A 24,090-nucleotide genomic window follows, 5' to 3' on the forward strand; every position below is an offset into this window, starting at 1 on the left:
TTTTTCAAAGAGGGGTTTGGGGAGATTAGCCTAAAATAATCCCTCTAAATCTCCCTTTTAAAAAGGGAGACTTGTACAAAAATGGCGAAATAAAAAAGCCTCCATTTGGAGGCTTTTTTATTTCAACAGATTAAGCACCTGTTTGATAATTTGGTTTTGGTACTGCAGTCGACGCTTGGTATGGATGGGTAAAGTCACCTAATCCAGCTGCCGCCTCAGTAATATCTTTACCTTCTTTAACCACAAAAGTATCGAATCCTGAACGCTTCATATAGTTCAATACGTCTTTAAACACATCACCTGTCGCACGTAGTTCACCTTGGAAACCTTGACGACGAAGGAGTGCTGCAAATGAATAACCACGACCATCGTTAAAGCCTGCAAACTCAATGAAAATTGCATCGAACTGATCAAGTGGGAATTCATTTGTTTCAGGTGAAGCATCAACGGTTAAGTACAATGCTTTTTTGCCTGAAACATTGGCAATTTGATCGAGCTGCTCAACCGTTAGAACTACATCACCTTGTGGTAATACGCCATCTTCACCAATAATTTGGTAAGTATTGTCTGCAATCGTGCCATCTTTAGAGAGCACTTGTAGTGCGGTATTAAGCATATGCACGCTCCTTAAAGGGTTGAATGCCAACACGGCGATAGGTATCGATAAATTCTTCGCCTTCCTGACGCAGGTCAAGATAGGTATTGAGAATTTCCTCAACCACGTCCGGAATACGGTCAGCTGCAAATGATGGGCCTAAGATGTCACCAATTGATGCATCATGGTCTGCATTACCACCAAGGGTAATTTGGTAGAACTCAGCGCCTTTTTTATCTACGCCAAGAATACCGATGTTACCCACATGGTGGTGACCACACGCATTCATACAACCTGAGATGTTCAAGTCCAACTTACCTAGGTGGTAAATGGTATCGAGATCATCAAAACGGCGTGAAATTGCTTCTGAAATTGGAATTGATTTCGCATTTGCCAATGAACAGAAGTCACCGCCTGGGCAGCAAATGATATCGGTTAAGAAACCAATATGTGCGCGCGCCAAGTTATTGGCTTCAAGGGTTTGCCATACAGCAAACAAATCTTTTTGCGGTACATCGACAAGCGCAATGTTTTGCTCGTGTGTGGTACGCAGCTCACCGAAGGTGTATTGATCTGCAAGATCTGCAATCAAGTTCATTTCTTCAGTGGTCACATCACCTGGTGCAACGCCAGCACGTTTCAGTGAAATCGTGACAATACGATAGCCTTTCACTTTATGTGCATTGGTATTAATGTTGAACCATTGTTTGAATTTTGGATATTGGGCAAACAATTCAGTGAAGTCTTCATCCGCATAATCTTGGTAATCAAATGGCGTGAAGTTCTCATCCATTTTTGCCAAAGTTGCCGCGTCAATTTTCAACGTTTTAACGGTATGTGCAAATTCAGCTTCAACTTTTTCAGCAAATACTGCAGGTGTTAAAGCTTTCACTAAAATTTTGATACGTGCTTTATATTTGTTATCGCGACGACCATGCAAGTTATAGACACGAAGGACAGCTTCCAAATAAGCGATCAAATCTTCACGTGGTAAGAACTCACGGATAAAGCTACCAATAATTGGGGTACGACCGAGACCACCACCCACTTTAATTTTGTAGCCCATCTCACCCGCTGCATTACGCACAATATATACACCAATATCGTGGAATGCTGTTGCAGCACGGTCAATATCTTCAAGTGCAGATACTGCGATCTTAAATTTACGTGGTAAGAAGGCAAATTCAGGATGGAAGGTTGACCACTGACGAATCAATTCACAGGTTGGACGTGGATCCGCAATTTCACCTGCGACTACACCCGCATATTGGTCAGTCGTGGTATTACGAATACAGTTACCCGAAGTTTGAATGGCATGCATTTGTACAGAAGCCAATTCAGCCAACATATCAGGAACATTTTCTAGCGCAGGCCAGTTAAACTGAATGTTTTGACGGGTCGACACATGGGCATAGCCACGGTCATACGCTTTCGCAAGTTCAGCAATTTTACGAAGCTGCTTGGAATGCATCAAACCATACGGAACAGCAACACGTAACATCGGTGCATAACGCTGTACGTAAAGACCATTTTGAAGGCGCAGTGGACGGTATTCATCTTCCGTCAATTTACCGGCTAAATAACGTTCCGTTTGGTCACGGAACTGTGCAACACGTTCATTGATCAGTTGCTGATCGAAATCAGTATATAAATACATGGCGTACAGCTAGTAAGTTCTATTATATCGTGGGCAAGGATAGCGATATTAAAACTATCAATAAAATGCTTTTTTTACATATTTCATAGCGATTTTATTGATAAGCCATGCCTTTATTCATTGATATCAACCATTGAGCCTGTATTTGTTCCATTTTAATAATAATGATTTATTTTTTAAATCCTTAGCACTTTTATTCATAAATCATTTTTCTTTCTATTTCAAGCAAACTTTGCATCAATGCCGATGTGCTGCCTACCAATTTTCGGATTCGCCGAGGGCTTGCCCTATATAGTCATAACGAATTTCTGAGCGTGAAAATTTAATTGGACAGGCAAGTTGCCGCTCAGTTTCATCACTTGTTTTCCGACGTGGAATATCAACCACCCAACCCCGCTGCTTGGCCAAATCAGATGCAAGGGCTTCTTGAAGTTGAAGGACAGGTTCAACGCAGACATCTTGATCTTGGAAAATGTCCTGCCATGCATTTAAAGTCCGTGTTTTAATTTTGTCTTGAATGGCTTGTTTAATGTCTTGTCGATCATGCTTATCAAAAGATAAGCCTTTTTCTATTAATAGCGGAAGTTCTAAAATTTGTGCCAATGCAGATAAGAATTGCGGCTCTAAACTGCCAATCGATAGATAACGCCCATCTAAAGTTTCATAATAATCATAGAATGTGCCGCCATTTAAATGTCCTGATTCAGGCGTTGCGTGTTCATTGGCAGCCAAACTTGCCGCTGCTGCCATATTATTTAAAGGGACAGCACAATCGGTCATGGAAATATCAATATATTGTCCAAGCCCACTTTTTTGGCGCTCAATGACCGCAGCCAAGATTGCAATAATGGCATGCATCGAACCACCCGCAACATCGGCAATTTGAATCCCTAATGCAGGCGGTCGCTCGCCGACTCGACCGCTATGCCCGGCAATACCCGATAAAGCCAAATAATTAATATCATGGCCTGCTTTATCTTTATATAGACCTGTTTGTCCATAGCCCGTAATTGAGCAATAAATCAAACGCGGATTAATTTTCGCTAAAGTCGCATAATCCAAACCGAGCCTTTTCATCACATTCGGTCGGAATTGCTCAATCACGATGTCATAGTCTTGAATTTTGGATTTCACCAATTCAACATTAGTTGGATTTTTTAAATCCAATACGACCGATTGTTTATTTCTGTTCAAATAATTATGCGAAACTGCCTGTCCATAAGCATAAGGTGGCATTAATCGCAACAAGTCTGGACGTGTCAGTGATTCAATATGCACAACCGTTGCCCCTAAATCTGCCAAATACATGCTGGCAAAGGGTCCAGGTAAAAGTGTAGAAAAATCTAATACTTTCAAGCCATTTAAAGCATAATTCATTGGAGTATTTACTCTAATTATGTTGATTTTTTATTCATAATAGAAATATAAATGATGGAATACAATGTCATGTTCAGCCATTTACCTTGATCATTTCGGCAATTTAAGATGTCACAAATGGCAAATGTAATTTTGTATATTGCCATTGCTTTGTTATTTTTAGTCAATTAGGTCAAATATCAGTGAACATTAAAGAGACTGAAGGGTTAAACGTGAGCCGCGATACGATCAGTATCCATTTCGTCAACGCAGCTTTATCTGGCGTAAAACGTCTCGGCATGGATGTCGACACTTTATTGTCTCATGTGGGTATTGAAGCTGAGCTTCTGCATCAGCCAAAAGCTCGTATTTCTCCTGAACAATATACCCGTTTCATCAAAATGTTATGGATGGTGACACAAGACGAACATGTCGGCTTTGACAAACAACCGCGCCGTCTTGGTACATTCGCCATCATGTGTCAGCTGATTATTCATGCCAAAACTTTGGGGGATGCTTTAGAGCTTTCATCGCAGTTCTATAAACTGTTTGGTGATGATTGGGCTGTCACTTTAGAACGTGATAAGCACGAAGCACGTTTGGTTCCACAAATTCCTGCCACCATGGATCCTGATCACTTCATTACTGAAAGCATGTTAATGATTTGGCATGGTTTGGCATCTTGGTTGATTGAGCGTCGTTTACCATTGGAACGTGTCCATTTTAGCTACCCGCGCCCGAATCATGCTGACGAATACGATGCGCTGTTCTTCGCACCTGTCATGCAATTCGATGCTCCTCGCACTGAAATCACATTTGCTGCGGATTATCTCGATTTACCGATCCGTCAAAATGAAGAAACCTTAGAAGAGTTCTTAAAAGCTGCACCTGCACAACTTCTGGTTAAATTTAAAAATACCAACTCACTCACCTCACGTATTCGTGACGTGTTGAAGAGCCAAATTGGCGAAGAAATGCCAACATTGAATGATGTGGCATCAATGCTGTATTTATCTCCGCAAACCTTACGTCGTCGCTTAGCGGCTGAAGGTAAGAGTTATCAAGGGGTGAAGGATGCCCTGCGTCGTGATGCTGCCATTCACTTATTGCTCAATCCATCTTTAACCTTAGAAGATGTCGCGCAGCAAGTGGGCTTTAGTGAAACCAGTACCTTCCACCGTGCCTTTAAAAAATGGACGGGAGTTACCCCAGGTTTATACCGTCAACTGCACGGTTATCATTAATTTAGAGTTCTCCTCTCCTCCTGCCCAAGCCTCAAAACTTGGGCTTTTTTATTGGCAAAAATCACCAAATGATCTGAGCCGTTCTCGTCATTGCACATCACAAATTAATCATTACACTCAATACTAACAAGGATTTTTAAAAAACTGACAATAAGGATAAAGCGATGAGCGAAGCCTATATTATTGATGCCATTCGCACGCCGCGTGGCAAAGGCAAAAAAGACGGATCTTTACACCAAGTGAAACCTATTTCACTCTTGACGGGCTTACTCAATGAACTCCAAGCACGGCATGAATTTGACACTGCCAAAGTCGATGACATTGTGCTTGGCTGCGTAACACCTATTGGCGATCAAGGCGCTGATATTGCAAAGACAGCTGCGATTGCCGCAGGTTGGGACAATGATGTCGCAGGTGTTCAAATCAACCGCTTTTGTGCATCGGGTCTAGAAGCCGTGAACTTAGCCGCGCAGAAAGTACGTTCAGGTTGGGAAGATTTAGTCGTTGCTGGTGGCGTTGAAAGTATGTCACGTGTACCGATGGGCAGCGATGGTGGTCCTTGGGCACTCGACCCTGAAACCAATATGGCATGTGACTTTATTCCACAAGGGATTGGCGCAGACTTAATTGCCACCATTGATGGCTATACACGAACAGATGTTGATGCATTTGCAGCCGATTCGCAAAGAAAAGCCGCAGCAGCGCAAGCCAATGGCTACTTTAATCAATCCGTGATTCCTGTAAAAGATAAAGCAGGCGTCGTCATTTTAGATAAAGATGAATTTATTAAGCCAACGACGACCGCAGAAGGTTTAGCTAAACTCAATCCGAGCTTTGCCATGATGGGGCAAATGGGCTTTGATGCAATTGCCTTACAAAAATATCCTGAAGTGGGTCAGGTCAATCATGTGCATCATGCAGGAAATTCATCAGGGATTGTCGATGGTGCTGCGGTGGTTTTACTAGCATCAGAAAAAGCCGTCAAAGAACAAAATTTAAAACCACGCGCTAAAGTCTTAGCGACGGCGCTTGTGGGTTCTGACCCGACCATCATGCTGACAGGTCCTGCCCCTGCGGCACGTAAAGCATTAGAAAAAGCGGGACTGACCATTGAAGATATTGACCTATTTGAAGTCAATGAAGCCTTTGCTGCGGTGGTCATGCGCTTTATTACAGAACTCAAAGTTGATCCTACCAAAGTCAATGTCAATGGCGGTGCCATTGCAATGGGTCATCCACTCGGTGCCACAGGTGCCATGATTTTAGGCACACTGCTCGATGAATTAGAACGTCAAGGTAAAAAACGCGGTTTGGCAACATTATGTGTCGGTGGCGGTATGGGCATCGCAACCATTATTGAGTTGGTATAAGGAGATTCCCATGAGCGCAATTCAATTTGAAAAAAATGCCGACAATATTGTCATTTTAACGCTAGATTCTCCAAATCAGTCTGCGAACACGATGAATGCCGATTTTCGTCAAGCACTGAGTGAAACCGTTAAAAAACTGAAAGCGGACGATGCGGTGACAGGTATCATTTTCAGCTCTAATAAAAAAACTTTTTTTGCAGGCGGTGATCTAGATGAGCTGATTCAAGCCAAGCCTGATACTGCGACTGAATTCTTTCAAATGATTGAAGACTTGAAAGCCAATCTACGTTATATCGAAACGCGAGGTATCCCTGTCGTTGCTGCACTAAACGGAACAGCGTTAGGCGGCGGTTGGGAACTCGCACTGGGTTGTCATCATCGTATTGCACTTAATGATGCAAAAACCAAATTTGGATTGCCTGAAGTGACTTTAGGTTTGCTTCCGGGTGGTGGTGGCATTGTACGTATGGTTCGCCTGCTTGGTCTGCAAAATGCCTTTCCTCTCTTGATGGAAGGCAAGCAATTTGGAGTTGAAAAAGCTAAATCTTTAGGCTTAATTCACGACACCGCAGATTCCATTGATGAGCTTTTAAATAAAGCGATTGCTTGGATTAAAGCCAATCCAAAATCGGTACAACCCTTTGATGTCAAAGGTTACAAAATTCCGGGTGGATCACCATCTACGCCTGCTGTTGCTCAGATGCTCGCGATTGCACCTGCCATGCTGCGTGATAAAACCAAAGGCTGTTACCCTGCCCCTGAAGCAATCATGGCAGCGGCTGTTGAAAGCGCGCAAGTCGATATGGATACAGCACTGACCATTGAATCACGTTACTTTACTTATCTTGCGACAGGTCAAGTCTCTAAAAATATGATTAGCACATTCTGGCATGGGCTAAATGCGATTAAATCAGGTGCTAGCCGCCCCAAAGACATTGCAAAATGGCAAGCGCAAAAAGTAGGAATATTAGGTGCAGGTATGATGGGTGCAGGAATTGCCTATGTGAGCGCATCCAAAGGCATCTGTGTCGTGTTGAAAGATGTATCTATTGAAGCTGCTGAAAAAGGTAAAGCCTATAGCCAAAAGCTTCTTGATAAGAAAGTCAGTCAAGGTCGATTAAACCCTGAAAAACGCGATCAAATTTTAGCAAATATTCAAGCCACAGCGGATGCAACAGATTTACAGGGTTGTGATCTCATCATTGAGGCGGTTTTTGAAAACCATGAGCTTAAAGCCAAAGTTACCCAAGAAGCAGAACGTTATCTGACTGAAAATGGTATTTTTGCCTCCAATACCTCAACCTTACCTATTTCAGGTTTAGCACAAGCATCGAAGAATCAAGCCAATTTTATTGGACTACATTTCTTTAGTCCTGTCGATAAAATGCAATTGGTGGAAATTATCAAAGGTCAGAACACCTCAAGTGAAACCTTAGCAAAGGCTTATGACTACGTGCAGCAGATAGGTAAAACACCGATTGTGGTAAATGATAGTCGTGGTTTCTTTACTAGTCGTGTCTTCGGCACATTTATACAAGAAGGTTTACGTTTGCTTGCGGAAGGTGTTCATCCTGCCAAGATCGAAATGGCAGCATTGAAAGCAGGTATGCCTGTCGGACCGCTCGCTATTCAAGATGAAGTCTCTTTAACGCTGTCTGAACATGTGGCTACTGAAACCCGCAAGGCCCTTCAAGCTGAAGGCAAAGAACGTCCAAAATCAGATGCAGATGATGTGATTCACAGCATGATTCATGAGTTCGGACGTAAAGGTAAAGCAGTAGGCGCTGGTTTTTATGACTATCCAGAAGGCGCTAAAAAGCAGTTATGGTCAGGTTTAAGTCATTGGACGAAAGCCAATACTATTACTGAGCAGGAAATGATAGATCGATTCCTGTTTGTTCAAGCTTTGGATACTTTGCGTTGCCTAGAAGAAGGCGTTTTAACATCAGTGAATGATGGCAATATTGGTTCAATCTTTGGTATTGGTTTCCCTGCGTGGACAGGTGGTGCGATTCAATTCTTGAATCAATATGGACTGGCTAAAGCGGCAGCCCGTGCACACGTCCTCGAAAGCAAATATGGCGCACGTTTTAAAGCACCTGATTTATTAATCAAGGCTGCACATGATCAAACACCGATTGCTTAATTAAGTCACTCCATGACAGACCAAATCAGGAGCGCTCAGTCGCTCCTTATTTTTTTAGCTAGATATAAAACAGTGCAATGAAATTCGGCTTTTAAAGCGATTTATGTTATAAAATAACGTGTCATTCGATTCTTTTGATCTAGTCAGGTACACGTTTATGTCTAACGAAGCTTCTCCAGAGAAATCACCTTGGGGTTGGAAAGCCTTAGTCATTTCTTTCATTTTAAGTGCCTTCTTCTTAGGCTTTTTCTATTTAGCTGTCACGAATGAACCTGATTACATGCCGAGTCAGCAAAATAAACAAAACACGCAGCAACATGCCTTTAAAAATGCACCTGCAATGTCTGAAGAAGCCTTAGCAAAAGCACAAGCAGATAAAGCTGCACGTGCCGCACAAACTGAAAATGTTGCATCTGAAACTGCTGAAGCACATGAGATGAATGCAGAAGAACATGCGCATATGGACAATATGAACCATGAGCAAACTGCGGATCATGGTCATTAATTCAAATGAGAATAAAAAAAGCGAGATTTAGAATCTCGCTTTTTTGTTTTTGAAGGATAAATTTTTATTGCAACGCCATGTACATATCCATATGTGGAATACCACAATCCAAATATGATTCCCCTTGCTGTTTAAATCCTAAGGCTTGATAAAACCCGATGGCATGCACTTGTGAGGGAAGCTTTAAAAAAGGTCGTTGTTCATGCTTGGCATAATCAATGACGGCTTGCATCAATTGTTGTCCGATCTTTAAACCGCGATGTGTCTCTAACACGGCAACTCGACCAATACTGTGATTTTCTAATAAGCGAGCGGTAGCAATCGCTTGATCATACTCATAGACCACAAAATGAATGGATACTGCATCGAGTTCATCCCATTCATCTTCGGGTGCAATATGCTGTTCTTGAATAAATACAGATTCACGAATGGCTTTGGCATCATGAGACAATTCATTCCATGTACCTGAACATATCTTGAAAGCAGCAAGCATTAGCACTTACATCCAATATCTTGTTGATCCCACTGATCATTCAATAACAATTCCAGCGAATGTTTTTGAATACCATACATCTCTTTTAGTGCTTGAATCTGTGCCAATACCGCTTGATCGGGTGCTGCATAATCTTTACGTTTTGTCGCCAAGATCATTTTGTTTTTACTAGTGTGTTCGAGTGCGACAAACTCGAATACCTTGGTTTCATAGCCATACGCTTTTAACAGTAAAGCACGAATTGTATCCGTGAGCATTTCTGCTTGTTGACCTGCATGAATACCAAATTGCAGCATCGGTGCGAGGACTTTCGGGGCTTGAAGCTGCGGACGCAATTCTTTATGACAGCATGGCGCACACATAATCATCTGTGCGTTTAAACGTATCCCTGTGTGAATGGCAAAGTCCGTTGCAACATCGCAAGCATGTAAGGCTATCATCACATCTAAACGTTCAGGCGCATAAGTGCGTACATCACCTTGGAAAAAATCTAATTGATCAAACTGCGATTGATCTGCAACGTTCTGACAGAAATCCACCATTTTCGGATTTAATTCAACGCCTGTCACATAAGGCTTTTGAGCATGTTTTTGCATGTAGTCATAAAGTGCACAGGTTAAATAGCCTTTGCCTGAACCAAAATCGACCACACGCAAACCTGATGCTTGCTCAGGAATTTGTTTTAAAGCCCCTGAGAAAATTTCCACAAATTTATTAATCTGTTTCCATTTACGTGCCATGCTCGGAATAATCTGTGCTTTTGCATCGGTAATACCTAAATGCTGTAAGAACACGCTGTCTTGATCGACATAGCGTTGCTTCACTCGATCGTGCCCCTGTTCTGCTTGAACGACTTTGGTGGTGGTTGCTTTTAACTGACTACGCGTCAGCATGGCTTTTTTCTTATTTTTTTTCAGTTGTAGTTCTTCTGTGCCTGTCCATAAATTGGCTTGTTTACAATCACCTAAAAGATGAGTGACCTGCTCAACCGCTTCGTTCAATGCATAATTTTTGGTGACATCTTGGGTGCTATAACGATATACACAGCTCAATACTTTTTGCTCATTGAGTGAAATGACTCGCAAGGTCATTTTCTGTAAATGCTCAAGTTCACCTTTGTATTGACTCAAGATCATTCGATCAAATTGATCTGTTTCAATGGCTTGCCAAAAGGTATCTAAGAATTGCTGTTCTTGAATGGAGAGACTCGCCGAAAGGGACATAAAAAAAACCTAAAATGAATTGCCCTGTCAGTTTAAATCTTCTTACGCTAAATGCAAAATTGAATTACTATACAGGTGTATATTTAAATAAGAATGACCACAATGCCAAACACCCCACTGCTCCAAGATTACGATCAACGTGAAGAATGTATGAATTACATCAGCCACGGCATTGGTGCGGGTTTATCTGTCATTGGTGGTATTTTATTGATTATTAAAGGTTCTTATTTAAGCTCTGGGCAATGGTTTGGTTTGTGGGTCTATGCCTTGAGCATGATTTTCCTCTTTTCATGCTCAATGCTCTATCACATGGCAACCACAGCCGATCGTCGTTATCTTTATAAAAAATTAGATCACACGGCAATTTACTATTTAATCGCAGGCACCTATACCCCATTTTTAGCCATCGCGATTCCAACGGCGAAAGCCCATTATTTATTAATTTCACTTTGGGTGATTGCGATTCTTGGTACACTATTCAAGTTCATTTTCATCCATCGTTTTCAGAAACTTTCGCTCTTTGCTTATCTGGCAATGGGTTGGTTAGCGCTGTTAGTCATTGATGATATGCAGAAATATCTTTCTGCTCAAGCTTTGACCTTTCTTATCATTGGCGGTTTAGCTTATACTATTGGTGCATTGTTTTATGCTTTAAAAAGCGTAAGATATACCCACGCTATCTGGCACATTTTTGTATTGATAGGCGCAGGATCACATTTTCTGTCCATCTATCTTTACGTGATTTAATCATCTCATTCTTCATTTCAGTGACCCTGAGCACGTTGAATTGAGTAGATTGCAGTTGTTTTTTTAAAAAATTACGCCTTTTTTAAAAAGATTACGCTTTTAAAACTAAGCTTTTTTATTTTTAGTAAGTGTAAGGTCACTCATGGCGTCTTCAAGTTCTGCTGCTCAACCAGCACAAAATTCAAAATTTCGCGTTCTTACTGCAAGTCTAGTAGGAACAACAATCGAATTCTTCGATTTCTATATCTATGCCACTGCGGCTGTGATTATTTTCCCGCATTTGTTCTTCCCAGCAAGCACAGATCCAACTACAGCGACGATTCAATCGCTTGCAACATTTGCAATTGCCTTTATTGCGCGCCCGATTGGTGCTGCATTATTTGGTCATTTAGGCGACCGAATTGGACGTAAAGCCACACTGGTCGCGGCTTTATTGACTATGGGGATTTCTACAGTTTGTATTGGTTTACTGCCAACTTATGCTCAAGTCGGCATTGCAGCGCCACTCATGCTTGCACTGTGTCGTTTGGGGCAAGGTTTGGGCTTAGGTGGTGAATGGTCAGGTGCGGTATTATTGGCAACTGAGAATGCACCAGAAGGTAAACGTGCTTGGTACGGTATGTTCCCACAATTGGGCGCGCCTATCGGCTTCATTCTTGCAACAGGTTCATTCTTAATACTTGGCGCATGCATGACTGAAGAAGCATTCATGACATGGGGCTGGCGTATTCCGTTTATTTCAAGTGCATTGCTTGTGATCATGGGTTTATGGATTCGCTTAAAACTTCATGAAACACCAGCATTCCAAAATGTATTGAAGAAACAAAAAGAAGTAAACGTACCGTTCATTGAAGTATTTAAAAAACATTCTCGTATGTTGATCCTTGGTACGATTGCAGCGATTTGTACCTTCGTTGTGTTCTACCTCACTACGGTATTTGCATTAAACTGGGGAACCACGAAACTAGGTTACAGCCGTGCTGAATTCCTAGAATTACAGTTGGTTGCAACACTCTGCTTTGCTGCATTTATTCCACTTTCAGCTGTATTTGCTGAGAAATTCGGTCGTAAAGCAACCTCAATTGGCGTGTGTATTGTGTCTGCAATCTTCGGTTTGTTCTTTGCAGATATGTTGGAATCGGGCAATACCTTGGTGGTGTTCTTATTCCTTTGTATTGGTCTTGCCATCATGGGCTTAACCTATGGTCCGATTGGTACAGTCTTATCTGAAATCTTCCCGACTTCTGTACGTTACACAGGTTCTGCTTTGACCTTTAACTTAGCTGGTATTTTCGGCGCGTCATTTGCACCTGTGATTGCAACAAAACTTGCAACAAACTATGGTTTATACGCGGTAGGTTATTACCTCACAGCGGCATCTATCCTTTCACTGATTGCCTTCTTGCTCATTCGTGAAACAAAACATGATGATGTAAACAATCAAATTTGATGGTTTGATCGCATTAATGAAAGCCAACGTGTCTACGTTGGCTTTTTTCATGTCTAAAAACAAAAAGTTGAAACAAAAAATAGCTATATCTGCATAAGGACATCATGAATAATAAATTGAAATGAAGAATAAGAAAGGAATAAAAAATGCAGCATCTTATTTTAAAAATAAAACCTGAACAACTGAGCGACATTATTGATTTAGTCGACAATGAACAAAAGTTAGATGCAATCAATTATATTGCAGATCAGACACCATTGAATGAAATTCAAGCCTTACGCGTGATTGATGCCATTGTCCATGACCGAGAACAGGTCATGCAAATTCAGCATGAGCAGCTGCATCACATTCCGGAAGGGCTAGAAACCTTTCAATCGCCCACTGTTGCGATTGAAGCGACACATGAATCGATCAGCCCTATGGAGCTCACGCATGAACCTAGCAATAGAATCAATCATCTTATTGAAAAGGCTGCGATGCCAAATCGCAAACAGATGTTAATTGTAGGCAGTATTGGTGTGATCCTACTGGCTTTATTGATTTCACTATTTAAATAGACTTTCAGGCAATCATGGTTAAATCAATTCAATGATATCAATGGTCGGTGGTACTCTAAAACGGAATGGCACACCGACCATGCCTGTACCAACCGTCACAAATACATCGGCATGTTCATGCTGATACAGTCCCTTTTTATGTCCTAAAATAGAAACTTTCTTCATGACATAATTGGTCAGCCAAGGCAATTCAACTTGCCCACCATGGGTATGCCCTGACAGCATTAAAGGACGCAGCGGTAATTTCGGCACCATATCTACGGTATCTGGGTTATGCGATAAAATGACCCAAGGTTTATCTTGCGGCAAATCTGGCATAAAGCGCATATCGGCTTTACCTGCCCATAAATCACCAATGCCGAGTAAACGAAATTCCTCAAAATCGACCACTTGTCCTTCAATATCCATCACATGATTTTGAATTAATGCTTCTTTTAATAAGGCTTGAATCGGTGGACCTGGATATTGTTCATCATGATTACCATTGACTGAATATACAGGCGCTTGAATTTCCTTTAATACAGCGAGTTCTTGCACCAATTTATTTTCAGGTTCATAGGTCCAATCCCCTGCCACTACCACCAAGTCTGGCGCTTGCTGATTCAGTTTTTCAACAATCAGTTTAAGTTGTTTTTCACGCCCAGAAAATAAACCGATATGTAAATCGGCAATTAAAGCAATTTTAACGGGCTTGGACAGTGCTTGATCAGGATTGATTTGATATTGCGTATGCTGCACTTGAATCCGATGCGGTTCAATAAAACGTGCATATATCATTACACCCGTAATGAGGAAAATAAATAACGCCTCATGCCATGAATAATAGCCAATGAAACCTGCGATTAAACTAAATACAAACAAAGGAATGAGTAAATATGACAGATAATAAGCGAGCAAATGGACGACTGCTTTAAACGGATGAATCGTCGCAGTATTGGCCTGACTTTTCCATGCCTGTGCGATGGCCCAAATCGCGAGCAACGCGAATAAAGCCCAGAACAGATACACAAGCGTGGTGGTGGAAGTCATAAAAGCCCTCAAAGCTAAGTCAAATATCGTTTCTGTATTTATCTTTTCATAGCTGACACTTATACTCAAACCTTATTTTCGATTCCAAGAGTTCTATGGCTTCTGCTCATTGTTCAAATGCTGATGAGACTTCAGCGCCCACGTCACATAAACGTGCTAAAGCCTCTATTTTATTGAGTTTAAGTTTAGTTTTAGCTGTGCCTGCGTGCAGCACGCTACCTAAACAAGTTGAACAGCAAACTCAAAATGCCTTTGAACGTGACACGTCACACACCTCGTTATCTAAAATCATTGAACCATTACGTCAGCAAAATATTGGCTTAACCGGTTATCACGTTCTATACGACCCACTCGAAGCCCTAGCTGCTCGGATTCAACTCATTCATAAAGCAGAAAAAAGTTTAGATTTACAATATTACATTTGGGATAACGACAAAATTGGGGCAATGGCACTGCATGCCATTATTCAAGCTGCTGATCGCGGTGTCCATGTGCGGCTCTTAATTGACGATAACAATGCCAAAAAAATGGAAGGGATTTACCTTGCGCTCGACCAACATCAAAATATCGATGTAAAGCTTTATAATCCTTACCGTTTTAGAAAGTATCGTCCGATGGATATGGTGCTGAACTTAAAACGCATTAATCGGCGCATGCATAACAAGAGTTTTATTGCCGACAATCAAATCGCGTTGATTGGCGGTCGTAATATGAGCAATCAATATTACAATGTCAGCGATAATTATCAATTTTCAGATGTTGATGTGTTATTGGTCGGTGCTGCGTCCGATGAAATTATTCATTCCTTTGATGAATATTGGAATGATGAATACGCCTATCAAGTCAAAACGATTGTCAATCCGCAACATTACAGCCTACGCTTCGACAGCCTTAAATCACAATTAGAACAATATAATCATGAAGCGAGTGTGCAAAATTATTTAGATTTAGCCAATCGTTCACAAAACTTCAATAAATGGCTAGATCAAAATATTCAGCTCGATTGGGTTGAAGCTGAAGTCGTCAAGGATTCACCGAGCAAAATTAAATCCAAAGCCAAGAAAGAAGAACATCTAAACTTCCAGTTATTGCAATTATTGGAGAAACCCGAACACAGCATTGATATCGTTTCAGCTTATTTTGTGCCTGAAAAAAGTGGCGCAGATCGCTTAATCGATGTTGCAAAAGATAATGTTCAGGTTCGAGTGTTAACCAATTCTTATAATGCCAATGACGTTCCGTTAGTACATGCTTTTTATGCCAAGTATCGTCAGCGTCTCTTGGAAAACAACGTACAGCTTTATGAGTTCTTGGCAGCGCCCGAAGCCAAAAATTTAAACGAAAACACCCAAGAAATTGCTGAAAAAGCCAAAGTCAGCATGAAGGGTTTAAGTCGTTCAAGCCTACATGCCAAACTGATGGCGATTGATGAAAAACAAGTGTTTATCGGCTCATTTAATTTTGATCCACGTTCGGCTTATTTAAATAGCGAAATTGGTGTGTTACTGAATAGTCCTGCATTGGCGCGTACGGTGCATCAAACCATGGATCAAAATTTAAGTAAGTTTGCCTATAAATTGGTTTTAGATGCCAACAAATCCATTAATTGGAAAATCAAAAAAGCCAATGATGAAATTAAAACCTACCCTAGCGAACCCAAAATGAAATGGTATGAAAAGGCAGCGATGAAAGTCATTGCATGGCTGCCGATTGAAGGCTTTATGTAAGGCTCTCTTTGCTGTTGAAACCAAGCCGCTTAATGCGGCTTTTTGAGTACCTTCAATTGTAGCTCTTTTAAGCCCGATAACATTTTTTCTTGCACCAACGGCGTCAGCGTTTCAACCGTATGCCCGGTGACGTCAATCGCAGGCAACGCCAATAAGTGCGCAGTCACTTTTGGCATCTCTAAAACGTTTTTCACATGGGCTGCAAAGCTGATGTCATCAATAAAGGGTGCCACTAAATCAAGTTCACCCGCTTGATTCACATAGCAAATCAAGCAAATCTGTACAGGCTTCCCTGCTTCAATGGCTGCGCCCAAAATACGCCCATGCACTTTTTTAATAGAGCGTCCGTCCGAAGTTGTCGCTTCAGGGAAAAATAACACCGGAATATCTTGCTTTAAAAAGCCCGTGATTTGTTCACGAATTCTTAAAGAGTCGCCCGAACCACGCTTAATAAATAAAGTGCCGCCACCTTTAGCCAACTTACCCAATAAAGGCCATTGTTCAATTTCAGCTTTGGCCAAAAAGAACACCCGCGCCCCTGAACCAAACACCGCAACATCCAACCAAGATACATGATTGCCCACCCATAAAGCTGTTTCACGTGGAATATTGCCATGCACTTGTACTTCAATATTAAAGACCTTACACAGCTGCCTACAAAAATATTGCACATAGCGGGTGTTTTGCGAATTATTCGGATCTTTATATAAGCGATGACGATAAACCAAATAAAAACCCTGAGCAATTGCAGCGATCATTGCACAGGTTTTACGGGTGTATAAGACAAATTTTTGCAGTCCACGAATATTCGTAGGCTGTTGTTCTACAATTGGCTTCATAAAAAGTCACTAAGCAATATGAATATGAGTTGACGTCCATGTATGCAATTTATTCTATACGCTTCGCTTTCAAGTTGCATTGATAATAAAAACCGTGCGACGCGATTTATAAATACAATGACACAAGACATATTCTTCGCTTGCAGAAATAACCATGCAGCAAAAACCCCATTTCATTTTGATACTACGCCTAATTTAAGCCGCGCTATGCTTGCGCTTTCAGCAATGTTTATCGTTCGAATTTAAAACGAAGTACAACAGATCAATGCTACCTGCTGCTTGCCTTTTGCACTACACTAGACCTTTAACAGTGGAGATTTGCCTGAGTGGAAAATATTGAACAGCATAAAGCGATAGAACGCGTCATTCTCGTCAGTGTGACCGTACAAATGTTAGAAGATCTTGATGCTGATGAATTTCACCTTTTGGCAACCTCTGCTGGCGCAGATGTAATTGAACACTTGAATGTGCCGCGTGTTAAACCCGATGCCAAATACTTTATTGGTTCAGGCAAGGCAGAAGAAATTGCACTTTTGGTCGAAGCATCAGACATTAGTTTGGTAATTTTCGATCACTCCCTGAGTCCTGCTCAAGTCCGTAATCTTGAACAAGTCATGAAGTGTCGTGTGATTGATCGTACTGAACTTATTTTGGATATTTTCGCCTTACGTGCACGAACTTATGAAGGTAAATTGCAAGTCGAATTGGCACAGTTACAGCATTTATCATCACGTTTAATTCGTAGCCGTGGCAATTTAGACAGCCAAAAAGGCGGGATTGGTTTACGTGGTCCGGGTGAAACCGTGCTTGAAACCGATCGACGCTTACTACGTGTGCGTATGGGACAACTCAAAGCTCGTATTGATAAAGTTCGCCAAACCCGTATTCAAGGGCGTGTTGCACGTCAAAAAGCGGCTGTACCGACCGTCTCATTGGTGGGTTATACCAATGCGGGTAAGTCAACCCTATTTAATATTCTTGCGAACAGCGATGTCTATGCAGCGAATCAGCTCTTCGCAACGCTTGATCCAACCTTACGTCGTTTGGAATGGGATGGCATCGGTACTGTGGTGTTGGCAGATACCGTTGGTTTCGTTCGTAATTTATCGCATTCTTTGGTGGAGTCTTTTAAGGCGACCCTTGAAGAAACATTGGAAGCTACCTTGCTTTTACATGTGATCGATTCAAGTAGCCCTGACATGCTAGAACAGATTGATGCCGTTGAAAAAGTCTTGAAAGAAATTGGTGTGGATGTACCTGTGCTTCGGGTCTATAACAAAATTGACAGCAGCAATGAAGATGCCAAAATTATCTATGCTGCACCGAATCAACCAGAACGCGTCTATGTTTCGGCACATAGTGGTCAAGGTTTAGATTTATTGCGTAAAGCGGTGCATGAATCGCTGATGGGCAATATTCAACGTTTTGAATTAAAACTGAATGCATCACATGGCAAATTACGGAATCAATTATATTCACTTAATGTGATTCAATCTGAACATTATGATGAGCAAGGCAATTTGCTTTTATCCGTCAATATTGCACCGCAAAAGTTAGAGCAATTGTTAAAACAAGCACATTTGCCCTTGCATGAAATTTTAGGTGAACAAGCCAATCAATTTCAACGCCCTCTTGAAGAATTCGAAATCAAAGGTTAGATTGGCAATACTGGATAAATCCACAATTAATAGATAAAAGAATGAATTGGATCAAACACATCGACTGGCCAGCATGGATTGGCACACTGATTTTAATTATTGCCTTTCGTGAAGGCGCTGTTTGGAGTATGACCCAACTGAATCATCCTGAATTGGGCAATTTAGTGGGCTTACTCAGTTTATTGGCTGTGTTATTCCTGTGGCGACGCTTTGGCAAAATTCCACTGCGCTTAATTGATACCAACAATAAAATCATGAAAGAAAGTGCTTTTGCTTTTTTACCGATTAGTGCAGGTGCGCTGATGATGTTGGTGCATATGGGGCATAAAATTCCAGTCTTTTTAGTGGTGCTTTGTGTCAGCACGCTCATTCCGTTGTGGATTTACGCCAAAATGGCAAAACGTTGGTTATAAGGAATTAAAAATGTTCGCAATTTTATATGGATTTTTAATTACCTTAATCGCATATCTTTTGGCAAAACCCTGCAATCGTTATGTACCGCAAATCCCTGTGATTGTCTTTAGTATGTTCATTATTTTGGCTTTGCTGTTTGCGCTTGGCGTTCCTTATGATGACTATATGGCTGAAGTCAATCCGTTATTTAATCATTTGCTTGGTTATGTAACTGTCGCACTCGCTATTCCTCTAGCAGCAATGCGTTATGATGATTTACCACTGAAAGGGATTTTGGGAATTTTGGTCTTTGCCAGTCTCAGTGCGGTCGCTTTACCGATGGGACTTGCCTATCTCTTACACATGTCATCTGCTGATATTATGGCGTTTGCCACACGTGCTGTGACCACCCCCATTGCAATTAATATTGCGACCTTACTCGATGCCCCAATTAGCATGGCGATTCTGATTGTGATTTTATCAGGTGTGATTGGCGCTGCGTTTTCGCCTTTCATCTTACGTCGAATCAATGACGAACGTGCCGCAGGATTAGCCTTAGGTCTTGCAGCACATGCGATTGGAACGGCGCAAGCTTGGCAACGCGGCAGTATTGCAGGTCGTTACGCTGCATTTGGGATGGCAGTGAATGCTGTATTTACCGCGATCTGGCTACCGACTTTTATTTTGTTTCTACAAAAAATGTGACTAGTGAATCAAATAAACGATTTGTTTTGTTTGAAAATTAAACTTATGCTGCTTATAGAATTTGGTTACAGAAAATGTAACCAAATTTGAATATGTAGAGGATACATATGTATTTTTGGCATTTTATATTGAGCTAAAAAATCATTTTCTTTAAAAAAAACTAATCAGTCAGCGGTACCACTTCAATTATAGGATGATTCATTTTCACATTTCGTCTATTGATCAATAACATGCTTAAACGCTGTATTTCGTATCATTCAAGTGTCTATTATTCAACCATATTATTTTATTTTTATAATAAATACAATGTTCTATAAGAACATGAAGTATTAAACAGATTTAAACAGTAATACTATTTATCTCACAATTTTATCTTTATATCGATTAAATAATATTCTTTATCTTTATTTTAACAATAGATATTGATTAATTTCACAATCCTACTTAACATGAAATTACGCAAATGGATATTTGCTTGAGCGTGTCAGGATGAAATTTTATAATGATTAAAATATATTCAATCTTTGTTACAATGCTTTTCATGAGTTCGATAAGTTTTGCTCAAAATTTAACGGGAACTTGGCAACAAATTGATGATAAAACAGGTTCACCAAAAGCCTTAATTGAGATTAAACAACTCAATGATGGCAGCTATGTCGGTAATATCACCAAGGTTACTCCACGCCAAGGATATACCCCACGTGAAACATGCTTCAAATGCCCAGAACCGTATACCAATCAGCCCATTTTAGGCTTGGAAGTCTTTAAAGGTTTAAAGCAGACAACGCCAGACAATTATGGTCATGGTCGTGTTTTAGACCCATTGACAGGTAAAATTTACGATTTAAAAGGGCGTATTTCAACCAACGGAAAACGTTTGACACTTCGCGGTTATCTCGGGATTTCAGCCATTGGTCGAACACAAACTTGGATTCGATCAAACTCGTTTTTAGTGTCAAAAGTTGGATCTCATTCATTCTATTAAAAGGAAATAAATATAATGAAAACACTTAAATTAAGTCTTATATTTGCTGGGGCAATGATGAGCGCTTCTGCCTTTGCTCAAGATTTAACAGGGACTTGGCTACAAATTGATGATAAAACTGGTTCATCAAAAGCAGTCATTGAAATTCGAAAAGACAGTAAAGATCAATTTATTGGCAAGATCGTAAAAGTGACCCCACGTCCAGGTTATACACCCCAAAAAAGCTGTAATGGTTGCCCTGCCCCGTACACCAATCAACCTATTTTAGGCATGGATGTATTGACCGGTTTAAAACATGTGGAAGGCACCAATAACTATGAAAAAGGCAAAGTGATTGATCCACTTGCAGGCAAAATTTACGATGCTAAAGTGCGCCTTGCGGCAAATGGTAAACGCTTAACTTTACGTGGTTATATCGGTGTATCTGCGCTGGGTCGTAGCCAAACTTGGATTCGCCAAGATTAATACCCATACTTAAAAAAACAAAAAGCCACGTAAAACGTGGCTTTTTTTGATTCTATCTTTTTATAAAATCGGATTATCAACAGCAAACATGCTTTGATCTTCTAAACGATATGCCATGAGTTGATTGCCCCAAACGCAGCCACCATCGACATTTTGAATGTTATTTGACACCGTCTTGCCTTGCAATGCTGCCCAATGACCAAAAACAATTTGATGGGTCTTCGCAGCTGTTGAATCAAAGTCAAACCACGGTTGAAAACCTTCAGGCATTGGCTCATCTAACGAATCTTTAAAGCTAAACTCTAAACGACCATCAGCATCGGTTAAACGCATACGGGTCAGGTAATTGGTAATACAACGTAAGCGTGCATTGCCTGTTAAATCATCTGACCAAAGCGTTGGTTCTTTGCCGTACATGTCTTTTAAAAAGTCATCTACTATATCAAAGTCATCATGGGCAATGACTGCCTCAACTTCCTGAGCCAAGGCAGTGGTTTGCTCAACAGTCCAATGGCTTGGAATACCCGCATGGGTCAACACCGTCTGTTCATTCGGAAATAAACACAAAGGTTGTTTACGCAACCAATCAATCAAATCATCTGAATCAATCGCATCAATCACATCGCGGGTTTGATCTTTGTCTTTAACTTCTTTTATGCCACGCGCACAAGCTAACAAATTGAGATCATGATTTCCCAAAACTGTTGCAGCAACACCGCTTTCGACCAATTTTTTAATGAATCGAATTGTACCCAGTGAGTTTTCACCGCGTGCAACCAAATCCCCTGCGAACCAAATAAAGTCTTGGTCTGCATCAAATTGAATCTTTTTCAGTAATGCTTTGAGTGCTTCAAAACAGCCTTGAACATCACCAATCACATAATTGTATCGCGTTGCACGTGTCATGCTTAACCTACCATTTGATCCGCTAAAGCCACAAATTGAGCAAGGGTCAATGTTTCTGGGCGCGCCATTGGATCAACACCTGCATTTTCGAAACCATCTTCAACGAGCATGCCTTTTAAGCTATTACGCAAGGTTTTACGGCGTTGGGTAAATACATGCGATACCAAACGTGCCAAGGCTTTTTCATTTTTCGCCACAATCGGTTTAACGTCATAAGGCTCTAAACGAAATACGGCAGAAGTGACTTTCGGCGGTGGATTAAACGAACCCGGTGGTACTTCAAATAAGAATGTCGGTTTACAGAAGTATTGAATCATCACCGATAAGCGACCATATTCTTTGGTATTTGGCACAGCCGTAATACGATCCACCACTTCTTTTTGTAGCATGAAGTGCATGTCTTTCACTTTGCCACCAAATTCCAAGAGATGGAAAAGCAAAGGTGTTGAGATGTTATACGGTAAGTTCCCAACGACGCGTAACGGACGACCTTCTTCAAATAAAGTTGAATAATCAAAGCGTAATGCATCCGCTTCAATAATCGTCAAACGTTCTGGATGTGGCACACGACCGGGTAAGCCCGCAGCTAAGTCACGGTCAAGCTCAACTACTGTCAATGCATCACATTCACCAATAAGGGGTGAAGTTAAAGCCGCCAAACCCGGTCCGATCTCTAAAATATTTTGACCCGGACGCGGATTCACTGAGCGTACAATTTTGGCAATGACACGTTGGTCATGTAAGAAGTTTTGACCAAATCGTTTACGAGCCTGATGCCCCTCATCTTTTGGGTTTAAGGCATTAATTTGATACATAGACATTTCCAACGTGTAAATAAGACAAGATCAATGACGCGCTAAATCAAGCGCTAAATCCACAGCCACATGCAAGCTTGAGCTTTTCGCAAGACCTGTACCTGCGAGGGAGAGTGCTGTGCCATGATCGACAGATGTACGAATAAACGGCAAGCCCAAAGTAATATTGATGGCTTCACCAAATCCTTGCGATTTTAACACAGGTAAACCCTGATCGTGATACATCGCTAAAACTGCATCAGCATCTTTTAGGTTCTCAGGAGTAAATAAAGTATCTGCAGGTAGGCTTAAACTCATGTTCACACCTTGGGCACGATAAGTTTCAAGCACAGGATTAATCACTTCGATTTCTTCCATACCCAAATACCCCCCCTCACCTGCATGTGGATTTAGACCACAAACTAAAATATGCGGATGCTCAATTTTAAATTTCGATTTTAAATCGTGAATTAAAATATCAATGACTTGATGCAAACGTTCAGGGGTAATGGCATCTGCGACAGCACGCAATGGTAGATGTGTGGTGGCTAAAGCGACTCTTAAGGTTTTAGTCGCTAGCATCATGACGACACGATCAACACCCGCAAACTCTTGGTAATATTCGGTGTGACCACTGAAATGAATCCCCGCATCATTAATCACCGATTTTTGTACGGGCGCAGTCGCCACCCCCACACTTTTACCCGACATCGCGTAATCAGCAGAGCGGCGCAGTTGTTCTAACACGTAAGCTGCATTGTGCGCATTGAGCTCACCGAGTATGACCGATTCATGTAAAGGCACATGTTCGACATACAACTGCCCTTGGGCTGAAGATGCCGTTTGACCTTGATACTCAATCAGGTCGATCTCTACATTTAAGCTTTGAGCGCGTTGTGCCAGCATTTTGATATCTGCGAGAACGACAATTGGACGTTCATCAATACGGCTTGCAAGACTTAAACAAATATCAGGACCAATGCCGGCAGGTTCACCACTGGTCACATATAAAGGCAACATTCTTATTTCTCAATACGCCAAAGCTGCATGAATTATACCGCGTTCCTGATTGATATGTTGTAGTCACGAAATTTGCTCTGAATAAATTCAGCTAAATTGCTCAATTTAAACGAGATCATAAATATCGGTATGAATTCGCACCCTACAGGCAATTTATCCTTTATTTAAATGCTATTTTTATGTACAATACAGCGCTTGAAATTCCAATTTTCATTTGTGATTCTAA

Annotated in this window: 23 protein-coding genes; 13 read left to right on the forward strand and 10 right to left on the reverse strand. The window is 41.1% G+C overall.

The features are described from left to right. Positions 1-130 precede the first annotated feature (130 nt). From GFH30_RS10385 to GFH30_RS10395, 3 genes are all read right to left on the reverse strand, one after another. On the reverse strand, positions 131-616 hold the full coding sequence (locus GFH30_RS10385; protein ID WP_153372390.1) for a DUF934 domain-containing protein: 486 nt from the start codon (positions 614-616) through the stop codon (positions 131-133). Next, positions 609-2,252 (reverse strand): nitrite/sulfite reductase, encoded by a 1,644-nt coding sequence (locus GFH30_RS10390; protein ID WP_153372392.1) that lies wholly within the window; start codon positions 2,250-2,252, stop codon positions 609-611. The genes GFH30_RS10385 and GFH30_RS10390 overlap by 8 nt, the downstream gene beginning before the upstream one ends. Before the next feature lie 255 nt (positions 2,253-2,507). Further along, complete coding sequence (locus tag GFH30_RS10395) at positions 2,508-3,629, reverse strand: CaiB/BaiF CoA transferase family protein (protein ID WP_153372394.1); 1,122 nt, start codon at positions 3,627-3,629, stop codon at positions 2,508-2,510. Positions 3,630-3,841: 212 nt separating this feature from the next. On the opposite strand from GFH30_RS10395, the gene GFH30_RS10400 reads away from it, so the two are divergent. The 4 genes from GFH30_RS10400 (at position 3,842) to GFH30_RS10415 (ending at position 8,873) form a co-directional block, all read left to right on the forward strand. Further along, entirely contained in the window at positions 3,842-4,852 is a 1,011-nt protein-coding gene (locus GFH30_RS10400; RefSeq protein ID WP_153373445.1) for an AraC family transcriptional regulator, read from the forward strand. Between the two features lie 164 nt (positions 4,853-5,016). Continuing rightward, positions 5,017-6,222 carry an acetyl-CoA C-acetyltransferase gene (locus GFH30_RS10405; protein ID WP_153372396.1) on the forward strand — a complete coding sequence of 402 codons (1,206 nt, stop codon included), beginning with the start codon at positions 5,017-5,019 and terminating at the stop codon, positions 6,220-6,222. A 10-nt stretch (positions 6,223-6,232) separates the two neighbouring features. Beyond that, positions 6,233-8,368: a 3-hydroxyacyl-CoA dehydrogenase NAD-binding domain-containing protein gene (locus GFH30_RS10410; protein WP_153372398.1), complete on the forward strand. Its 2,136-nt coding sequence runs from the start codon at positions 6,233-6,235 to the stop codon at positions 8,366-8,368. A gap of 157 nt (positions 8,369-8,525) precedes the next feature. Further along, complete coding sequence (locus GFH30_RS10415) at positions 8,526-8,873, forward strand: hypothetical protein (RefSeq protein WP_153372400.1); 348 nt, start codon at positions 8,526-8,528, stop codon at positions 8,871-8,873. 64 nt (positions 8,874-8,937) lie between these two features. On the opposite strand, the gene GFH30_RS10420 is transcribed toward GFH30_RS10415, so the two are convergent. Then, on the reverse strand, positions 8,938-9,366 hold the full coding sequence (locus GFH30_RS10420) for a GNAT family N-acetyltransferase (RefSeq protein ID WP_153372402.1): 429 nt from the start codon (positions 9,364-9,366) through the stop codon (positions 8,938-8,940). Further along, complete coding sequence (locus tag GFH30_RS10425; protein WP_153372404.1) at positions 9,366-10,589, reverse strand: class I SAM-dependent methyltransferase; 1,224 nt, start codon at positions 10,587-10,589, stop codon at positions 9,366-9,368. The genes GFH30_RS10420 and GFH30_RS10425 overlap by 1 nt, the downstream gene beginning before the upstream one ends. Positions 10,590-10,691: 102 nt before the next feature. Here GFH30_RS10425 and trhA point away from each other — a divergent pair, with 102 nt between their 5' ends. The 3 genes from trhA to GFH30_RS10440 all read left to right on the forward strand — a co-directional run bounded on the left by trhA (position 10,692) and on the right by GFH30_RS10440 (position 13,343). Then, on the forward strand, positions 10,692-11,336 hold the full coding sequence (gene trhA / locus GFH30_RS10430; protein ID WP_153372406.1) for a PAQR family membrane homeostasis protein TrhA: 645 nt from the start codon (positions 10,692-10,694) through the stop codon (positions 11,334-11,336). Between the two features lie 142 nt (positions 11,337-11,478). Next, positions 11,479-12,786, forward strand: a complete 1,308-nt coding sequence (locus tag GFH30_RS10435) for an MFS transporter (protein WP_153372408.1) — start codon at positions 11,479-11,481, stop codon at positions 12,784-12,786. Positions 12,787-12,932: 146 nt separating this feature from the next. Beyond that, entirely contained in the window at positions 12,933-13,343 is a 411-nt protein-coding gene (locus tag GFH30_RS10440) for a hypothetical protein (protein ID WP_153372410.1), read from the forward strand. Between the two features lie 18 nt (positions 13,344-13,361). Here GFH30_RS10440 and GFH30_RS10445 read toward each other — a convergent pair whose 3' ends face one another. Beyond that, positions 13,362-14,372: a metallophosphoesterase gene (locus tag GFH30_RS10445; protein ID WP_153372412.1), complete on the reverse strand. Its 1,011-nt coding sequence runs from the start codon at positions 14,370-14,372 to the stop codon at positions 13,362-13,364. Between the two features lie 95 nt (positions 14,373-14,467). Between GFH30_RS10445 and GFH30_RS10450 the strand changes: the two genes are divergently transcribed. Then, a complete protein-coding gene (locus GFH30_RS10450) occupies positions 14,468-16,099 on the forward strand; it encodes a phospholipase D-like domain-containing protein (protein WP_153372414.1) in 1,632 nt (543 codons plus the stop codon). Between the two features lie 29 nt (positions 16,100-16,128). On the opposite strand, the gene GFH30_RS10455 is transcribed toward GFH30_RS10450, so the two are convergent. Continuing rightward, the gene (locus GFH30_RS10455; RefSeq protein ID WP_153372416.1) at positions 16,129-16,938 is read right to left on the reverse strand and encodes a lysophospholipid acyltransferase family protein; all 810 of its coding nucleotides are present in this window, start codon (positions 16,936-16,938) and stop codon (positions 16,129-16,131) included. A 326-nt stretch (positions 16,939-17,264) separates the two neighbouring features. On the opposite strand from GFH30_RS10455, the gene hflX reads away from it, so the two are divergent. The 5 genes from hflX to GFH30_RS10480 all read left to right on the forward strand — a co-directional run bounded on the left by hflX (position 17,265) and on the right by GFH30_RS10480 (position 21,144). Further along, complete coding sequence (gene hflX, locus GFH30_RS10460) at positions 17,265-18,596, forward strand: ribosome rescue GTPase HflX (protein WP_153372417.1); 1,332 nt, start codon at positions 17,265-17,267, stop codon at positions 18,594-18,596. Between the two features lie 41 nt (positions 18,597-18,637). Beyond that, positions 18,638-19,009: a hypothetical protein gene (locus GFH30_RS10465; RefSeq protein ID WP_153372419.1), complete on the forward strand. Its 372-nt coding sequence runs from the start codon at positions 18,638-18,640 to the stop codon at positions 19,007-19,009. 10 nt (positions 19,010-19,019) lie between these two features. After that, on the forward strand, positions 19,020-19,694 hold the full coding sequence (locus tag GFH30_RS10470; RefSeq protein WP_153372421.1) for an LrgB family protein: 675 nt from the start codon (positions 19,020-19,022) through the stop codon (positions 19,692-19,694). 502 nt (positions 19,695-20,196) lie between these two features. Next, a complete protein-coding gene (locus GFH30_RS10475) occupies positions 20,197-20,679 on the forward strand; it encodes a DUF2147 domain-containing protein (protein WP_153372423.1) in 483 nt (160 codons plus the stop codon). A gap of 15 nt (positions 20,680-20,694) precedes the next feature. Continuing rightward, positions 20,695-21,144, forward strand: coding sequence for a DUF2147 domain-containing protein (locus GFH30_RS10480; protein WP_153372425.1), 450 nt, complete (start codon positions 20,695-20,697; stop codon positions 21,142-21,144). Positions 21,145-21,204: 60 nt separating this feature from the next. Here GFH30_RS10480 and GFH30_RS10485 read toward each other — a convergent pair whose 3' ends face one another. The 3 genes from GFH30_RS10485 to pdxA are packed head-to-tail and all read right to left on the reverse strand — an operon-like array spanning position 21,205 to position 23,864. Further along, a complete protein-coding gene (locus tag GFH30_RS10485) occupies positions 21,205-22,050 on the reverse strand; it encodes a symmetrical bis(5'-nucleosyl)-tetraphosphatase (RefSeq protein ID WP_153372427.1) in 846 nt (281 codons plus the stop codon). 2 nt (positions 22,051-22,052) lie between these two features. Continuing rightward, positions 22,053-22,865: a 16S rRNA (adenine(1518)-N(6)/adenine(1519)-N(6))-dimethyltransferase RsmA gene (gene rsmA / locus GFH30_RS10490; RefSeq protein WP_153372429.1), complete on the reverse strand. Its 813-nt coding sequence runs from the start codon at positions 22,863-22,865 to the stop codon at positions 22,053-22,055. A 30-nt stretch (positions 22,866-22,895) separates the two neighbouring features. Beyond that, on the reverse strand, positions 22,896-23,864 hold the full coding sequence (gene pdxA, locus GFH30_RS10495; RefSeq protein ID WP_153372431.1) for a 4-hydroxythreonine-4-phosphate dehydrogenase PdxA: 969 nt from the start codon (positions 23,862-23,864) through the stop codon (positions 22,896-22,898). Between the last annotated feature and the right edge of the window lie 226 nt (positions 23,865-24,090).

The organism is Acinetobacter wanghuae (assembly GCF_009557235.1).
Lineage (GTDB): Bacteria > Pseudomonadota > Gammaproteobacteria > Pseudomonadales > Moraxellaceae > Acinetobacter > Acinetobacter wanghuae.

Coding starts and splice junctions, on each gene's coding strand:
- GFH30_RS10480 (WP_153372425.1), top strand. CDS start 20,695: ATGAAAACACTTAAATTAAGTCTTATATTTGCTGGGGCAATGATGAGC.
- GFH30_RS10445 (WP_153372412.1), bottom strand. CDS start 14,372: ATGACTTCCACCACCACGCTTGTGTATCTGTTCTGGGCTTTATTCGCG.
- GFH30_RS10450 (WP_153372414.1), top strand. CDS start 14,468: ATGGCTTCTGCTCATTGTTCAAATGCTGATGAGACTTCAGCGCCCACG.
- GFH30_RS10440 (WP_153372410.1), top strand. CDS start 12,933: ATGCAGCATCTTATTTTAAAAATAAAACCTGAACAACTGAGCGACATT.
- GFH30_RS10415 (WP_153372400.1), top strand. CDS start 8,526: ATGTCTAACGAAGCTTCTCCAGAGAAATCACCTTGGGGTTGGAAAGCC.
- rsmA (WP_153372429.1), bottom strand. CDS start 22,865: ATGTATCAAATTAATGCCTTAAACCCAAAAGATGAGGGGCATCAGGCT.
- GFH30_RS10390 (WP_153372392.1), bottom strand. CDS start 2,252: ATGTATTTATATACTGATTTCGATCAGCAACTGATCAATGAACGTGTT.
- GFH30_RS10470 (WP_153372421.1), top strand. CDS start 19,020: ATGTTCGCAATTTTATATGGATTTTTAATTACCTTAATCGCATATCTT.
- GFH30_RS10455 (WP_153372416.1), bottom strand. CDS start 16,938: ATGAAGCCAATTGTAGAACAACAGCCTACGAATATTCGTGGACTGCAA.
- GFH30_RS10435 (WP_153372408.1), top strand. CDS start 11,479: ATGGCGTCTTCAAGTTCTGCTGCTCAACCAGCACAAAATTCAAAATTT.
- GFH30_RS10485 (WP_153372427.1), bottom strand. CDS start 22,050: ATGACACGTGCAACGCGATACAATTATGTGATTGGTGATGTTCAAGGC.
- trhA (WP_153372406.1), top strand. CDS start 10,692: ATGCCAAACACCCCACTGCTCCAAGATTACGATCAACGTGAAGAATGT.
- GFH30_RS10475 (WP_153372423.1), top strand. CDS start 20,197: ATGATTAAAATATATTCAATCTTTGTTACAATGCTTTTCATGAGTTCG.
- GFH30_RS10465 (WP_153372419.1), top strand. CDS start 18,638: ATGAATTGGATCAAACACATCGACTGGCCAGCATGGATTGGCACACTG.
- GFH30_RS10425 (WP_153372404.1), bottom strand. CDS start 10,589: ATGTCCCTTTCGGCGAGTCTCTCCATTCAAGAACAGCAATTCTTAGAT.
- pdxA (WP_153372431.1), bottom strand. CDS start 23,864: ATGTTGCCTTTATATGTGACCAGTGGTGAACCTGCCGGCATTGGTCCT.
- GFH30_RS10410 (WP_153372398.1), top strand. CDS start 6,233: ATGAGCGCAATTCAATTTGAAAAAAATGCCGACAATATTGTCATTTTA.
- GFH30_RS10395 (WP_153372394.1), bottom strand. CDS start 3,629: ATGAATTATGCTTTAAATGGCTTGAAAGTATTAGATTTTTCTACACTT.
- GFH30_RS10385 (WP_153372390.1), bottom strand. CDS start 616: ATGCTTAATACCGCACTACAAGTGCTCTCTAAAGATGGCACGATTGCA.
- GFH30_RS10405 (WP_153372396.1), top strand. CDS start 5,017: ATGAGCGAAGCCTATATTATTGATGCCATTCGCACGCCGCGTGGCAAA.
- GFH30_RS10420 (WP_153372402.1), bottom strand. CDS start 9,366: ATGCTTGCTGCTTTCAAGATATGTTCAGGTACATGGAATGAATTGTCT.